12 protein-coding genes are annotated in these 17610 nt (G+C 32.5%); 11 read left to right on the forward strand and 1 reads right to left on the reverse strand.

Features of this window, described 5'->3' with window-relative positions; genetic code table 11:
* The first annotated feature begins 210 nt into the window (after positions 1–210).
* The 4 genes from LPB87_RS09350 to LPB87_RS09365 all read left to right on the forward strand — a co-directional run bounded on the left by LPB87_RS09350 (position 211) and on the right by LPB87_RS09365 (position 7910).
* Entirely contained in the window at positions 211–1473 is a 1263-nt protein-coding gene (locus LPB87_RS09350) for a putative sulfate exporter family transporter (protein ID WP_230727727.1), read from the forward strand.
* Between the two features lie 40 nt (positions 1474–1513).
* Positions 1514–3169 carry an arylsulfatase gene (locus tag LPB87_RS09355; RefSeq protein WP_230727728.1) on the forward strand — a complete coding sequence of 552 codons (1656 nt, stop codon included), beginning with the start codon at positions 1514–1516 and terminating at the stop codon, positions 3167–3169.
* Positions 3170–3505: 336 nt separating this feature from the next.
* Entirely contained in the window at positions 3506–6502 is a 2997-nt protein-coding gene (locus LPB87_RS09360; RefSeq protein WP_129539158.1) for a TonB-dependent receptor, read from the forward strand.
* A 10-nt stretch (positions 6503–6512) separates the two neighbouring features.
* Positions 6513–7910 (forward strand): RagB/SusD family nutrient uptake outer membrane protein, encoded by a 1398-nt coding sequence (locus LPB87_RS09365; RefSeq protein ID WP_230727729.1) that lies wholly within the window; start codon positions 6513–6515, stop codon positions 7908–7910.
* Between the two features lie 75 nt (positions 7911–7985).
* Here LPB87_RS09365 and rocD read toward each other — a convergent pair whose 3' ends face one another.
* On the reverse strand, positions 7986–9236 hold the full coding sequence (gene rocD / locus LPB87_RS09370; RefSeq protein WP_129539160.1) for an ornithine--oxo-acid transaminase: 1251 nt from the start codon (positions 9234–9236) through the stop codon (positions 7986–7988).
* 234 nt (positions 9237–9470) lie between these two features.
* Between rocD and LPB87_RS09375 the strand changes: the two genes are divergently transcribed.
* The 7 genes from LPB87_RS09375 to LPB87_RS09405 all read left to right on the forward strand — a co-directional run bounded on the left by LPB87_RS09375 (position 9471) and on the right by LPB87_RS09405 (position 17539).
* Positions 9471–9923 (forward strand): Lrp/AsnC family transcriptional regulator, encoded by a 453-nt coding sequence (locus LPB87_RS09375; RefSeq protein ID WP_129539161.1) that lies wholly within the window; start codon positions 9471–9473, stop codon positions 9921–9923.
* A gap of 22 nt (positions 9924–9945) precedes the next feature.
* Complete coding sequence (locus tag LPB87_RS09380; protein ID WP_230727730.1) at positions 9946–11448, forward strand: M20/M25/M40 family metallo-hydrolase; 1503 nt, start codon at positions 9946–9948, stop codon at positions 11446–11448.
* 80 nt (positions 11449–11528) lie between these two features.
* Entirely contained in the window at positions 11529–12329 is an 801-nt protein-coding gene (locus LPB87_RS09385; protein WP_230727731.1) for a cyanophycinase, read from the forward strand.
* A 2-nt stretch (positions 12330–12331) separates the two neighbouring features.
* Positions 12332–14533, forward strand: coding sequence for a penicillin acylase family protein (locus LPB87_RS09390; protein ID WP_230727732.1), 2202 nt, complete (start codon positions 12332–12334; stop codon positions 14531–14533).
* 101 nt (positions 14534–14634) lie between these two features.
* Positions 14635–15408, forward strand: coding sequence for a dienelactone hydrolase family protein (locus tag LPB87_RS09395; RefSeq protein ID WP_129539164.1), 774 nt, complete (start codon positions 14635–14637; stop codon positions 15406–15408).
* Positions 15409–15450: 42 nt separating this feature from the next.
* Entirely contained in the window at positions 15451–16515 is a 1065-nt protein-coding gene (locus tag LPB87_RS09400) for a DUF3667 domain-containing protein (RefSeq protein ID WP_129539165.1), read from the forward strand.
* 7 nt (positions 16516–16522) lie between these two features.
* Positions 16523–17539: a M28 family peptidase gene (locus LPB87_RS09405; protein ID WP_129539166.1), complete on the forward strand. Its 1017-nt coding sequence runs from the start codon at positions 16523–16525 to the stop codon at positions 17537–17539.
* Positions 17540–17610: the final 71 nt, after the last annotated feature.

Below are 17610 nucleotides of genomic sequence, written 5' to 3' on the forward strand. Positions count from 1 at the left end.
GATTTGAAAAAAGGTACTGAGGTTCTGAAGTTCAAAGGTTTCCTGTAGAGGCGAACCACAGTTCGTCTAACGATACAAAGGCTTTATAGAAATAAATAATCCTTCAAATCCTTTTAATCTGTGGCAGAAAAAGAAGCAAAGGTCTTACGCAAGATTATCATACCTGCAAGTTCAAAAAGACCTTGCAGGAAAATAAATAAAAATATTAAAATGTCAATTAAAACAAAACAATATATCATTCACGAAGATTGGACAGTAGTTCTTTTAGGATTTTTAATAATAGGAATATCGCTTTTTGTTTTTCTCCCTTCAGTACCTGTATTCAAGTGGTCTGATGGAACAGATTTGCTAAATAGTGTATTCGATTCTGGAAATCTACAAATCATTGGATTGCAATTTATATACCTTATTTCAATAGGTACGATCGGTGTTTTTTTTACTGGAAAGTCGGTCAAAAGTTTTCTATTTGGCTTTCCAATCGTTTATATATTAACCGTAATTGCATTGATTATTGCTGGGAATACTACGATAAAAGGATTCAATCTAGAAGCTGTAATTTTTAGTTTGATTATTGGTTTAGCTATTGGTAATTTATTTAAACTTCCAGAATGGTTCCGTTCCGCTCTTTCTACAGAACTATTTGTAAAAATAGGATTGGTCTTATTAGGAACCAGTGTCATCTTTTCAGATATCCTTAAAGCTGGCACTTTAGGATTAGCCCAGGCTCTGGTAGTAGTAGTATCAGTTTGGTACTTTGCTTTTTGGCTGTGCAAAAAATTAAAAATCGATGATGAGTTAACCATGATGATTTCCAGCGCTGTTTCCATCTGCGGAGTATCAGCTGCTATTGCAACTTCAGGTGCTATCAAAGGAGATTCCAAGAAACTTTCTTATGTTATTTCGATGGTATTGGTAACTGCAATTCCTATGATGATTTTCATGCCTATTATTGCTAAATATTTCAACTTTCCCGAAGAGGTAACTGGATCTTGGTTAGGCGGAAGTATAGATACCTCAGGAGCTGTTGTTGCATCAGGTTCACTAGTAGGAGAAACGGCACTAAAAATAAGTACGATTGTAAAATTCTCTCAAAATGTATTATTAGGATTAGCCGCTTTTGCCATATCCGTTTATTGGACCTATACACATAATAAATCGGCCGAAGCTGTTGCATCAAAACCTACATTAGGAGTTATTTGGGAACGTTTTCCAAAGTTTGTCATTGGTTTCATAGCCGCTTCCTTAGTTTTTTCATTCCTGCTTACATCTGAAGTTCGTGAAGAAGTTAAAGACAGTTTAAAGAATTTACAAGGCATTTGGTTTGCTCTGGCTTTTACAAGTATAGGTTTAGAAACCAATTTTAAAGATTTACTAAGCAACAACAGTAAAAAACCATTGTATGCCTTTTTAATAGCACAGTTATTCAATGTAATTATTACACTGATAATAGCCTTATTGTTATTTAGTAATTAAAATTACAGGCAAGAGTTTGCCAACAAAAATTTAAAATAAAATGAAAAAAACATTTATTACACTAAACCTCTTGCTTTCGGCAGTTGTTATAGTTAGCGCACAAAATAAAATAACTCCTGAAACTTCAAAACCAAACATCATCCTCATTATGGTTGATGATATGGGGTATTCGGATTTAGGGAATTATGGTTCAGAAATAAAAACACCAAACCTAGACAAACTAGCCAAAGAAGGATTGCGTTTAAGAGAATTTTATAACAACTCTATTTGTGCTCCAACCAGAGCTTCCCTATTAACAGGGCAATATCAGCATAAAGCTGGTGTCGGATTCTTTGATGTAAATCTTGGATTGCCAGCATATCAAGGGTATTTAAACAAAGAATCATTAACCCTGGGAGAAGTTTTCCGCTCTGGAGGCTACAGCACTTTATTATCAGGAAAATGGCATGTAGGTTCCGAAGACCAAGCACAATCGCCAAACCAAAGAGGATTTGATAAATTTTATGGAATCTTAAAAGGGGCTTCAAACTATTTTGACACCAAACCCTTGCCATTTGGGAAAACACCTTACCCTGTAAAATTGATAAAAAACAATATCGAATTACATCCAAAAGATGATTCGTATTATTTCACAGACGAAATAGGAAATAATGCTGTAACATTTCTAGAAGAACAAAATAAAGAAAATAAACCTTTTTTCTTGTATTTAGCATTTACAGCGCCACATTGGCCATTGCAGGCGAAACCAGTAGATATTGCTAAATACAGAGGGAAGTTTGATGAAGGTTGGGATATATTAAGAGAAAAAAGAATTGAAAAGCTAAAAGAAAACGGAATCCTTCAAGGCAATCAAACCATTGCGCCAAGAGACCCTGAAGTACCTGAATGGAGCAAACTAACCTATGATGAAAAACAATTCTGGAAAGCCAAGATGGAAGTTTATGCGGCAATGGTTGACAACATGGACCAAAATGTTGGAAAAGTTTTAGATGAATTAAAAGCATTGAAAAAAGATAAAAACACACTAATTATTTTTATTTCTGATAATGGAGCACAAGGAGGTTTTAATAGCTACAATCCATTAAACAGAGGTCTTGTCAGAAATACTGGGCCAGTAGGAACATCAGGATCATTTGATTATCAGGAACAAAACTGGGCTTATTTATCTAATACTCCATTACAACAATATAAAAATAATATGCACGAAGGAGGTTTTAGCTCTCCGTTTATAGCATGGTACCCATCGCAAATAAAAGCAGGAAGAATTGATAAAGGAACTGCTCATATTATAGACCTCGCTCCTACCTTTTACGAATTGGCTGGAATAGAATACCCAAAAGAATACAATGGTGTTGCCTCAAATCCTTTGGTTGGGAAGAGTTTATTACCTGTTTTATTTAATAATGTTTCACAGGTTGACAGAAGCGCACCATTGTTTTGGGAAAGAGCAGGAAACAGAGCTGTACGAGATGGCAAATGGAAACTAGTCTCGATATATCCATCCTACGAATGGTTACTTTATAATTTAGACACAGACAGAGGAGAAACTTCTAATGTAGCGCAACAAAACCCTGCTGTTGTAAATCAACTATCAGAAAAATATTTTGATTGGGCAACTAAAACTGGAGTAGTCGAATATAGCAAGTTCAAACTAAAAACAGAGGTAATGCCAGGTGGAAATCCTTTAAAGAAATAGTTGCTTTTTTTGATATTTTAAGCAATTATAGACAAAAAGCGATAGTCTAACAGCTATCGCTTTTTATATTAAACTAACAAATAATAGATATATAAAGAAAATACACGCAAATAAAACAACAATAAGGTTAAATAGCAACAGTAAAAACAATAAAAAGGAAACAAAAATTAAATTATTAATAATATCTTTAACTAATTTTAACAAAATTGCACAAATCAAATCAATATTGTTACGATTTACACAAAAACAAAATTATTTGTGATTTTTTATGTTAAAAAAAATTATAAATTAACATATAATTAAGATATTTGAGTATTAACCTTAAACTTTAAAAAAATGAAAATTAACTTAAAGTATTATTTGTGGCTTTTGTCGGTATTAATTATGCAAATAGCCAATGCACAAGAAGGATTCATATCTGGCAAAGTTACCGATGTTAAAAAAATTCCTATTCCTGGAGTAAATGTCCTCGTAAAAGGAACGAAGATCAGTACTCAAACTGATTTTGACGGAAAATTTAAAATAGCAGCAAAAAAGGGAGATATTTTAATTGCTAGCTATGTAAGTTTTACCACTGTTCAGGCACCTGCATCAAATTTAATGACAATTGAATTAACCGAGACCCAAAATGAACTTGATGCTGTGGTAGTTGTAGGTTACGGAACACAGACTAAAAAGAATTTAACAGATAACATTGCGCGTGTTACCGCAAAAGACATTCAACAAGTCCCTGTTTCCAATTTTCAAAATGCCTTGGTTGGTAAATTAGCAGGAGTACAAATTACTCAAACCAATGGTAAAGTAGATGGTGGAATGAACATTAGAGTACGTGGGGCTGCCAGTATTAGTGCTAGTACACAACCTTTGTATGTATTGGATGGAATTCCTTTAATTACTGATGATGAATCAGGAAATGGATCACCAACAAACCCGCTTTTAACCTTAAGTACAAACGAGATAGAATCTATTGATGTACTTAAAGACGCTTCTTCTGCAGCTATTTATGGTGCTAGAGGTGCCAATGGAGTTATTATTATAACAACTAAAAAGGGTAAAGAAGGTAAAGGAAATTTTTCTATAAATCTTTCTCAAGGAGTAAGTGAAGCTACTCATACAAGAAAATGGTTAAACGCAACACAATATGTAGAATTATTACGAGAAGCTGGTACAAACGTAGGCAGATTAGCAAGAGTTGAAAGAGAATTAGAGTTTTTATCACAAGGAACTGATTGGAGAAATGGAGAAGTAAACACCGACTGGCAAAAAGAAGCCATTAAAACGGGTTATACTACCGACGCTGATTTCTCTGTTTCTGGTGGTGATGACAAAACTAAATACTACTTTTCAGGAGCATATAACAACACTATCGGAATTGTTGACAGTAATAATTTAGAAAGAATTACTGCTAGAACTAATGTATCGCATAAAGTATCAGATCGTTTTACTGCTGGTATGAATATCGGATTTTCTAGATCTATAATTCATAGAGTTCAAGATGACAATGCATTTGCTACTCCACTACAATCTGTTGCACAAGCACCAATTTCGCCTGCAAGATTACCAGACGGAACTGCAAATCCAAATACAGAATATGCGAATTATTTGTTAGTTAAAGACAATTCATTTTGGAAAACTATCATGAGAAGAGTTATCGGAAAAGTATATGGAGAATATAAAATTTTACCTTCTTTAAAATTTAATTCTGATTTTTCATATGATCTTTTATCTCAAACTGAAGATTATTGGCAAGGAAAAAATGCTCCTTTTATGGCCACTGATGGGGCTGTATTTGCTACATCTGTAAATACTGAAAATTATGTTTCAAGTAATTATCTTACCTATGATAAAGTATTTGGAGAAAATCATGTTGTGAATGCACTAGTAGGTATGGAATTTAACAAATACAATCGTCGTTATCAAGATGTTGGTAGTATTTATTTCCCTAATGATGGCTTTCAAACTGTAGATGGTGGTGCAGAAGTTAATGAAGGACATGGTCGTGAAACTGATTTTGTTTTTCTTTCTCAATTCGTAAGAGTCAATTACTCGTATGCCAATAAATATTTATTCAAGGCAAGTATCCGTCGTGATGGTTCCTCTCGTTTTGGAGAAAATGAGAGATTTGGAATATTCCCAGCATTCTCAGCAGGTTGGGTTATGTCACAGGAAAACTTCTTAAAAGACAATACTATTTTAACCTATTTAAAATTAAAAGGAAGTTGGGGTAAAGTAGGAAATGCAGAGATCGGGAATTTTGCTTCTCGTCAATTGTACCAAACAAATCCGTATAACTTAAAATCAGGTCTTACATTTCAACAACCAGGAAATAAAAATCTTACATGGGAAAAATCAACACAAACTGATGTAGGTGTTGAACTAGGATTTATAAACCGAATCAATCTTGAAGTAGATTATTACCAAAAAAACACTGATGGTCTTCTTTTTGAAGTACCATTGTCTTTAAGTTCAGGAGCAGGTACTACACCTTCAATTAATAAAAATATTGGTGAAGTAGAAAGTAAAGGTTTCGAATTTACTTTGAATACAAAAAACATTGAAACAGAAAATTTCAAATGGAATACAAGTTTCAATATCACTACAAATGAGTCTAAAGTAAAATCTTTACCTAATAACAATACTGATATTATATCAACACCAACTATAAATAGAGTTGGTGAAAACATTTCTTCTTTTTACTTAGTAGAATATGGTGGTGTAGATGTTCAAAATGGTGATGCTCTTTTTGTAAAAAATACTGTGAATGCAGATGGAAGCATCGATAAAAGCACCACAAACAACTACAGCGAGGCATCTAGAATTATAGCAGGAAACCCTTTTCCTACATTAATGGCTGGTTTAACCAATACAATAAACTATAAAGGATTTGACTTTACATTTACATTTCAAGGAGAATGGGGAGCTAGTATCTATAATTCAGCTGGGCAGTATATGTCAACAGCAGGAGATTACTTTGATAATCAAACAATTGATCAATTAAATCGTTGGCAAAAACCTGGAGATATCACAAATGTTCCTCAAGCTAGATATGGTCAAGGAAACGGAATTGAAAATTCTACTCGTTATTTAGACAAAGCAGATTTTGTTCGTTTAAGAAACCTAACTTTTGGATATACTCTTCCTAAAGATGTAACAAAAGATCTTGGAATGAGTAGTTTAAGAGTCTATTTTACAGGAGTTAATTTGCTAACCTTTACAAATTACGAAGGTTATGATCCTGAAGCCAGACGAGATGATAATCAATCTATTGGCCAAGAATTTTACTCAGCTCCTCCTGCAAGAACAATCGCAATGGGAATAAATATTAATTTTTAATACAACAAAGATGAAATCATATAAATTAATACTATTTATGCTTTTTGCAATCTTACTTACAAGTTGTGAAAACGAATTAGATCTTGATCCCAAACAGACAGAAGATGCTGATCAAACACTAAACACAGAAGAAGGTATAACTCAAATTTTGACAGGAGCATATGCCTTAGCTGCCAATGGTAACGCATATGGCGGAAGAATTTTATTATATGCTGATTTACTAGGAGTTAGTGCATCTGATGAAACAACAGACCTGGAATGGACTGGTACCTTCGGTGAACTAGAACAAATGTATTACAAATCAATGCTAGCTGACAATGTAATTATCCAAGGAACTTATTCTAGATGTTACGAAATCATCAATGCGACAAACACAGTTATCGATAACATCGATAAAGTAAAAGATCCAAACAAACAAGCTGTTATGATTGGAGAGGCTAACTTTTTAAGATCATTGGCTTATTTTGATCTCGTTCGTTTCTTTGCAAAACCTTATGAAAAAGGACAGACGAATAGCCAATTAGGTGTTGTTATTAGAGAAAAAGCGATATACGATTTTAACGTCGATTTATCTAAGGAAAGAAGTACAGTTGAAGAGGTATACAAAGTAATCATCGACGGTTTAAATCTTGCTTATACTAATCTGCCAGCAGATAATACTTTTTATGCAGACAAATATGCGGCAAAAGCGTTACTAGCTAGAGTCTATCTACAACAAAGTAACTATGCTGGTGCCAGAGACGCTGCAAATGATGTAATTGAAAATAGTGGCCATCGTTTATCTACAAATTATGCTGCTGCTTTTAATCATGACACAGATCAGACAGAAGATGTCTTTGCTATTCAAATTACAAAACAGACAGGCTTAAACGATTTAAATACTTTTTATGCTTCTCAGAATAATGGCGGACGTGGAGGTGATTTCTCTATCAGAGATCATTATTTAGAAAAATTTACAGACCCTAATGATGAAAGAGGCACTTTTAATTATTTTGATGAAGCAAGCGAAACAGTGCTAACATCAAAATTCACAGATCAATTTGCAAATGTTACTACTATTCGTTTAGCTGAAATGTATTTAATAAGAGCTGAAGCCAACTTTCAAGAAGCTACAAATGTTGGTAATACTCCTCTTGATGATATAAATTTTATCAGAGCAAGAGCGAATGCAGGTGATTTACCTTCAGTAACTATAGATGATATTTTACTCGAAAGAGAACTAGAACTAGGAATGGAAGGATTCTTAATTCATGATATCAGAAGAACAAAACGTTCTATCGATATAAGCGAAAGTGGAGATGGATCAGATTTAATTCTTTATAACGCTGATAATTTAGTTTTCCCAATTCCACTAAAAGAAATGGATACTAATAAAAAAATTACTCAGAATCCAGGATATAATTTCTAAGTAAAACCACTATAAACCTAAAAAACCATTCGTTTAACGAATGGTTTTTTTATATCAATTTTGTAAATTATAGATTTAGTTTCTAAAATCATTCAATGATTTCTCGATAATTTCCAGACACTCTTTAATTTGAGATTCTGTCATTACTAATGGTGGTGCTAGTCTAATTTTATTTCCATGAGTTGGTTTTGCTAATAATCCATTATCTCTAAATTTAAGACAAATATCCCAAGCCAAGTCAGAATCCTCACCACAATTTATTACAATTGCATTCAATAATCCTTTACCACGAACTAGTGTGATTAAATTATTTCTTTCAGCAATTTCGTTTAGACCTTTTCTTAAAATAATTCCCAAACGCTCTGCATTTTCAGCTAGGTTTTCATCTTTAATTACTTCAAGTGCTGCAATTGCAACTGCAGCAGCAACAGGATTTCCTCCAAAAGTAGATCCGTGTTGTCCAGGTTTAATAACATTCATAATTTCGTCATTACACAAAACAGCAGAAACTGGATAAACTCCACCAGAAATTGCTTTACCTAAAATTAAAATATCTGGTTGTACATTTTCATGATGAACCGCCAATAATTTTCCTGTACGTGCAATTCCAGTCTGAACTTCATCTGCAATAAATAATACATTATGTGCTGCACACAATTCTTTTGCTTTTGCTAAATATCCTTCAGAAGGAACATAAACTCCTGCTTCACCTTGAATTGGTTCAACCAAAAATCCAGCAATATTTGTTGATGATTCTAAAGCTTTTTTAAGAGCTTCAAGATTGTCATATTCTATTTTTATAAATCCATCTGTAAATGGTCCGAAGTTTTTACGAGCAGTTTCATCATTAGAGAATGAAATGATTGTAGTTGTTCTTCCATGAAAATTATTCTCACAAACAATAATTTGTGCTTGATTTTCAGGAATACCTTTCACTTCATAAGCCCATTTTCTACACACTTTAAGTGCAGTTTCTACAGCCTCAGCACCAGTATTCATTGGTAAAACTTTATCAAAACCAAAATATTTGGTTACATATTCTTCATAAGGACCTAATTGATCATTATAAAAAGCACGCGAAGTCAATGTAAGTTTTTGAGCTTGATCAACCATGGCTTTCACAATTTTCGGATGACAATGTCCTTGGTTAACTGCTGAATAAGCAGATAAAAAGTCATAATATTTCTTTCCATCTACATCCCAAACATAAACACCTTCACCTCTTTCTATAACAACTGGAAGAGGGTGATAATTATGAGCTCCATACTTATTTTCTTTTTCAATCAAGATTTCTGATTTTGATGAAAGGTCTTGTTTTGTTTGCATGATAATTTATTTTTTAAAACTTTATCTACAAAAATAACCATTTTTATATATTTTACAACAACAAAAAGTTATTATGACTCATAATTTATTTATTTTACAAAAATATAAACTTTATCAATACCTAATTAAGTCATATTTAAACACAACTATTCTAGATTCTCTTATTTAAAAATCATAAAAAATAATTACTTTTATAACTAACAGAAACAATCATTTTTAATTCAAAAGAAAACAATGGATATATTAGACGAATTCGATATTAGCATCATAAAAGAGTTAGAAAAAGATGGCAGAATGGCCTTCTCCTCTATCGCTTCAACTCTGAAAATCTCGAACACGATGGTACATCAACGAGTTAACCGACTAATTGATCACGGTATCTTAACTGGAATTAAACCTGTTGTTAATGAGAAAAAAATTGGATACGATTGGGCATCATTTACAGGAATTACACTTAACAAAGATTCAGACTCAGATCGCGTAATACAAGCCTTAAAGGAAATCCCTGAAATTACTGAATGTTATTTTGTAACAGGTTCATTTACGCTTTACATAAAAATTATAGCTACGAATCATGAACACATGAGAAAAATACTCTACGAAAAAGTTGATAGTATTCCTGGCATAGCTAAAACTGATTCTATTATAGAATTAGGTTGTGCTTTTAAGCGAAATATTACTTTATAATCAACCTTATAAACTAAAAAATATGCGATTACAATTCCTTTTATCAGTTATTTTATTATTCTGTAATTCAGTCTTGTTTTCGCAAACTAATGTTTCAAATCCATCCAAAAGTGATTTCTCTGGAACGCTATCTATCTTGGCTTCTGACTTGATGGAAGGCCGAGGAGCTACTCAAAAAGGAGGCGTTATGGCTTCTGAATATATTGCTTCAATGATGGAATTATACCAATTAGTTCCTTATAGTGTAAAATCTGGATATTTTCAAAATTTCAAAATTCGTGAACATACCGTAAAAAAAACTTCTTTTGAAATAATAAAAGAAAACAGAGAAAGGTTTGTACTTTCTCCAGAAAATGATTTTCAAGTTACACCAATAGCACAATCATTACAAAAAGAAGCTCCAATAGTTTTTGCTGGCTACGGATTAAGTCTAACCAAAGAGGGCTATGATGATTATAAAAACCAAAATGTAAAAGGAAAAATTGTTATTGTTTTAAAAGGGTTTCCAGGACATCAAGATAGTACTTCTGCAACATATCAGAAATTTAAAAAATTATTACCAGAAGAAAATAATCTAGAAGAAATCAAGTTACAAACAGCTATCAATAAAAATGCAATTGCTTTAATTATCATAAATGAAAACGGGGATTATAAACCTAAAAACGCTAAAGAAAACGAAATTTTTCATTCATTAGAAAACCCAACTACAACATCAATTCCAATTTTTAAATTAAGTAAATCAGCCGCCGAAAAACTCTTTTCTGGAAGTGGCATTTCATTAGAATCATTTGAAAAGGATTCTACAAAAAAAATAAAATCCTCTTCTACTCTATTAAAAAAGACAAAAATTAATTTTACAATAAATTTAGAATCCGAAACTTTCCCTGTTCGAAATGTTTTAGGAATGATTCGAGGAAAAGATACTACTAAAACTATTATTGTAGGGGCACATTACGATCATTTAGGGACCATAAATGATACAATCTATAATGGTGCCGACGATAACGCTTCGGGAGTTTCAGGAATGTTGGCATTAGCCAAGAACTGGTCTGAATCAAAAATAAAACCACCGTGCAATATCTTATTTGCTTCTTGGACTGCAGAAGAAATGGGACTTTTAGGGAGCCAATATTTCATCCAGAATTTCGATCTAGAGAAACAAAAAATACTACTCGCTATTAATATGGACATGATATCGAGAAGCGCTCCAGAAGATAAAACCCATCGAGTTTTAAGCATTGGAACACAGCAAGGAAGCGATAGTTTAAAAGAAATCGTTACTTTTAGCAATAGCAAACTTCCAAAACCTTTTACACTCGATCTTTGGGAAACCAATGGACATACTGGAAGTGATTATGCCTCTTTTGCAGCTAAAGGAATTCCTGTTATGACTTATTTTAGTGGTTTCCATGATGATTACCACTCCATGCGGGATGTAGCTTCAAAAGTAGACTTAGACAAAATAAAAGATGTTCTTTTTATAGTAAATACATCTCTCTTAAGATTTATTGCAAATATGCCTTAACTAAACCAAATAAAACCATGAAAAACCAGCTACTATTCAAATGCTTGTCAAAAAAACAACTATTGATTTCACTCCTATTCATGAGTTGCCTTGTTCAGGCACAAACACCTAAAGGAAAACTATTTATAATTGGCGGTGGAGACCGATCTGATAATTTGATGAAACAAATCTTAAGTGTTGCCGACTTAACAAAAAAAGATTACATCGTCGTTTTACCAATGTCTAGTGAAGAACCAGATAGCTCCTTTATCTTTTTTAAAACACAAATGCTAAAATTGACAACAAATCCAATTGTAATGTTCAATTTTAATAAAGAAACTGCACAAAATAAAACATTAACTGACTCGCTACAGAAGGCAAAACTAATTTTTATAAGCGGAGGCGACCAAACACGTTTTATGAATATTGTCCAAAATACTCCAATAAAGACTGCTATAAAAAAAGCATATGAAAACGGAAGTACAATTTCGGGTACAAGTGCAGGTGCAGCAGTTATGTCGGAGAAAATGATAACTGGAAATCAAAAGTTACAAAAAGAATATTCCGGAACTTTTGATAATATTAGATATGATAATCTAGAAACCTCAGAAGGCCTAGGATTAATAAAAACGGCCATTATCGATCAACATTTTTTAAAGAGAAATCGCTACAATCGACTCCTAACAGCTTTAGTCGAGTTTCCAACTTTAACCGGAATTGGAATTGATGAAGCTACCGCAATTATTGTTCGAAACAATCAAGTTGAAGTTGCAGGCGATAGCGAAGTTATTGTAGTTAGAAATCCTAAAGGAATTTTAAAAGCTAAAAATAACAACCTGATATCCATAGAAAGTCTGCAAATGAGCATTTATACGCCTGGTCAAAAATTTAATATCAAATAACTATGTTCAATTACCTTCAAATAATAAAACTAAGCTTTGTTCTTTCTTGCATAAGTTTTCAAGTTTCTGCGCAGAAAATAAACACAAAAGAGATTAACCGTCTTGAGAAATTAGCACAGCAAGTCACCATAATTCGAGATAATTGGGGAATTCCACATGTTTATGGGAAAACTGATGCCGATGCTGTCTTTGGATTACTATATGCACAATGCGAAGATGATTTTAAGCGAATTGAAATGAATTATATTGAGAAACTAGGGCGCCTTTCAGAAATAAAAGGACAATCTGTTTTATACAATGATCTAGAAATACAGCTTTTAATTGATACACAAGAAGCAAAATCAGATTATAAAAAAGCACCTGTCTGGCTCAAAAAACTTTTAAACAGTTATGCTGATGCAATCAATTTTTATTTATACAAACATCCAGAAGTAAAACCAGCTCTTTTAACTCATTTTGAACCGTGGTTTCCTTTGCTTTGGACAGATGGAAGCATTGGAGCCATAAGCACTGCTGATCTTACAACAGGCGAATTAAAAGCATTCTATTCTGGAAACAATGACAAAGTAGCTTATGTAGAAAGAGAAAAAAATGTCCAAACTGGTTCAAATGGTTTTGCCTTTTCACCATCAAAAACAGCTGATGGAAATGCTATTTTATACATTAATCCCCATACCACTTTTTACTTTAGACCTGAAGTACAGGTAACAAGTGAAGAAGGACTAAATGCATACGGAGCAGTAACTTGGGGACAGTTTTTTGTTTACCAAGGTTTTAATGACAATTGTGGTTGGATGCACACATCATCAAATGTAGATGTTGCTGATATGTATGCCGAAAAAATCATTACTAAAAACAATAAACTATTTTATGAATTTGATAAAAAACTACTGCCTGTTATCGAAAAAGAAATTACAATACACTATACTGAAAATGGAAAATTAATTCCTAAAAAATTCAAAACTTATTTTACCAATAACGGACCAATTATGGCCAAACGTGATGGAAAATGGATTAGTTTAAAATCGAATAATCGATCGATGACAAGTCTAATTCAGAGTTGGGTAAGAACAAAATCAACCAATTTTGAGGAGTATAAAAAAGCGATGGATTTAAAAGCCAACACTTCTAATAATACTGTTTATGCAGATAACAAAGGAAACATCGCCTATTGGCACGGAAATTTTATCCCAATAAGAGACAAAAATCTCAATTGGGCAAAAGTCGTTGATGGTTCCGTTTCGTCAACACAATGGAAAGGCCTTCATGAAGTAAATGAAACAGTACATATATATAATCCGGTAAATGGCTGGTTACAGAATTGCAATTCTACTCCTTATTCAGTAGCAGGAGAAAACAGTCCAAAAAAAGAAAACTACCTACCGTATATGGCACCGGATGGGGAAAATTTCAGAGGAATAAATGCTGTCCGCATATTTAGTAAAGGAGATAATTATACCTTAGACAAAGTAATTGCTGATGGATATGACACTAAATTATCCATTTTTGAAATTTTAATTCCAAGCTTAATTACTGTATTTGAAAAAAACATAAAACCTTCAGATCCTGAATATGCTGATTTAGCTGAATCAATTGCTATACTAAAAAACTGGGATTATTATGCCAAAGAAAATTCTGTAGCAACAACATTAGCTGTTGAATGGGCGTATAAATTAGATCCAATAATCTTAAAAGCATATATCGATGAAGGCGAATTGGATCAGGTTGAAAACACTAAAAATTTCGCAAAAAATGCAACCGCTGCTCAACTAATACCACAATTACAATCTGTCTTAAAAGATCTAAAATCAAAATGGGGAACATGGAAAGTAGCTTGGGGCGAAATTAACCGCTTTCAACGTTCTAACGGTGACATCGATTTAAAATATGACGATTCAAAACCAAGTTTACCAATTGCTTTTGGTCCAGGTTCGTGGGGAAGTTTGCCTTCTTTTAAAAGTAGTTACCAAAATGATTCTAAAAAACGTTACGGATACAATGGTAATAGTTTTGTTTGCGCTGTAGAATTTGGTTCAAAAATAAAGGCAAAATCATTATTAGCAGGAGGAAACAGTGGTGATCTAAGCTCGAAACATTTTGCAGACCAAGCCGAAATGTATCAAAAAGGAGCATTTAAAGAAGTCTTGTTTTATAAAGAAGATGTCATTAAAAATGCAGAAAAAACCTATCACCCTGGTAAATAATTTTTATCCTAATAATCAGCATGCAAAAAACTTAGAAGAAATACATTTTGAAATTTTTTTGTAACATAAAATTTCTAATATTTGTTTAAATTTATGAAACTATGAAAAAATTGCCCCTTCTCTTATTTACTATTATACTTTTTTGCAACACTATGAGCGCACAATTAAAACCAGTAAAGTATACTGATGGAAGTCAGGTTTTAAACGGGCTTGCCATTAACCCTACAACAAAAAGCAATGAAAATCCTGGAATATTAATCCTTCCTGCTTGGAAAGGTATTGATAATGCATCTAAAGAAATTGCTGAAAATTTAGCCAATCTGGGATATCATGTTTTTATTGCAGATATATACGGACAAGGGAACTATCCAAATGATAATACTGAAGCAGGTAAGCTATCTGGATATTATAAGAGTAATTTTAGTATTTACCAAAACAGAATTAATCTAGCTTTACAACAATTAGTAAAATCAGGAGCCAATGTTAATAACACTGTTATAATTGGGTATTGTTTTGGAGGAACAGGTGCTCTTGAAGCTGCAAGAGGTCATCTTAATGTACAAGGAGTTGTTTCCTTTCATGGTGGCTTAGGGAAAAATATTAAGCGACCAGCGCAACCTATTACTGCAAAAGTTTTAGTATGTCACGGTGCGGATGACCCATATGAATCAAAAGAAGAAATTAACTCTTTTCAACAAGAAATGCGTGATACCAGAGCCGATTGGCAAATGATTTATTATGCAAATGCTGTACACTCGTTTACCAATCCCGAAGCAGGAAATGATAATTCAAAAGGAGCTGCATACAATGAAAAAGCCACAAAACGTTCATTTGAACATTTAAAACTTTTCTTAAATGAAGTCTTGAAAAAATAATTATAACTATCTCAAACCAAAAAATACCAAACCAAATTTTTTATGTCAAAAAGCGCTTTAAGAAAAGACAAAACATGCCTGAATTGCAGACACGTTGTTGAACAAAAATTTTGTCCCAATTGTGGGCAAGAAAATACAGATACTCGAAAAACATTCCACCATTTATTTATCCATTTTTTCGAAGATCTAACGCATTATGAGAATGCTTTTTGGCGTACAATTATAAATCTTTTATTTAAACCGTCAGCTCTTACCAAAGAATATCTTTCGGGAAAACGCTTGTCTTATTTAGCACCAGTTCGATTATATATTTTCATCAGTTTTATTACTTTTCTTTTAATTGCAATGTTTCCTATTCATGTAGATGAAGATAAAAATGAGTCTCTTAAAACAGAAAACATAGAAAAACAAACTACAACCATTACCAATTCGCTAAAAGAGAACAAAGATGTAAAAGCCTTATTAGATTCTAAATCAATATCTAATGAAGACAAAAAAGCTATTCAGGATGCTTTAAATAATCCCAAATCACAAGAAAGAAGCTTAATAAAATTTGGATATAAATCTGTTAATGAACTAGATTCAATTCAAAAATATGGCCCTAAATCAAAAAAACTTTCTGACTTTAGTTATTGGCTAAACAGAAAAGTTCAAGTTATAAAAGATAAAAATACAGGTCGGGAAGTAATCGAGAAATTTATAGAGTCATTTATACACAATTTACCTAAAGTTTTATTTATTATCATGCCTTTTTTCGCTTTCTTCTTATGGATCTTTCATAATAAAAAACGTTGGTATTATTTTGATCACGGTATATTTACCCTTCATTATTTTTCATTTCTATTGCTAACATTTTTAATTCTGTTCTCAATTGGAAAAATAGGTGATCTAATAAACTATCCTCTTATTTCTACCATAATTAATTATTTCACATTTATTGGAATGGTATGGATGTTTTATTATTTTTTCCCAGCTCACCATCGTTTTTATGGAGAATCGAGAATAGTATCATTTATTAAAAGTATAACATTGCTCTTCGTAAATTCATTTTTTATATTATTTTTACTAATTGTATTCGCTTTTTACACATTCATCAATTTACACTAAACAAGAAATGAAAAAAATTATAATTTTATTGTTAATTGCTTCAGCATTTTCATGCAAAAACACCCAAAGTGTAACTGCTAAAGACAATTCGGATCCAACCAAATACATGAATACCATAACAGCTGCCGAATTAAAAAAGCATCTTTATATCGTAGCATCAGATGAAATGGAAGGAAGAGAAACTGGCTCAAAAGGACAAAAAAAAGCAGGTGTTTATCTTATTGATCAATACAAAAAAGATAAAGTCCCTTTCCCTAAAAGCGCAACCGATTACTACCAACACGTTCCAGCATCTTACTTAAATGCCAAAAGAAATCAGAATCTACCAGATTCAGAAAACATATGGGCGTATATTGAAGGTACTGAAAAACCAGATGAAGTACTAGTTATTTCGGCTCATTACGACCACGTAGGAGTAAAAAATGGCGAAGTCTATAATGGTGCCGATGATGATGGATCAGGAACTGTTGCCTTGTTAGAAATGGCTCAGGCATTTGCAAAAGCAAAGAAAGAAGGACATGGACCAAAACGTTCTATTCTTTTCTTGCATGTAACTGGAGAAGAACACGGCCTACATGGTTCCCGTTTTTACTCAGAAAATCCATTGTTTCCTATTGCAAACACAATAGCCGATATTAATATCGATATGATTGGACGTCGCGATGTAGAACATGCAAATACCAATAATTATGTATATGTAATTGGTGCTGATAGATTATCTAGCGATTTACATAATATCGTAGTAGCTCAAAACGAAAAATATACTAAAATCGATTTAGATTTTAAATTTAATGATCCAAAAGATCCAAATCATTTTTATGAGCGTTCAGATCATTATAATTTTGCTAAGCTTGGTATTCCATCAGTATTCTTTTTTAATGGAGTTCATGAAGATTACCACAAAAAGGGAGATAAGCCTGAAAAAATCGAATACGATGCTTTAACAAAAAGAACCCAATTGGCATTTGTAATAGCTTGGGATTTGGCAAATAGAAGTAACAGACCTGTAGTTGACAAGAAGTAAGTTTCTTTTGATATTCAAAGACTTAATGAGCTTAACAAAAAAAAGGATGAGTAAATACTCATCCTTTTTTT

This window comes from Flavobacterium sp. EDS, from assembly GCF_020991525.1.
Lineage (GTDB): Bacteria > Bacteroidota > Bacteroidia > Flavobacteriales > Flavobacteriaceae > Flavobacterium.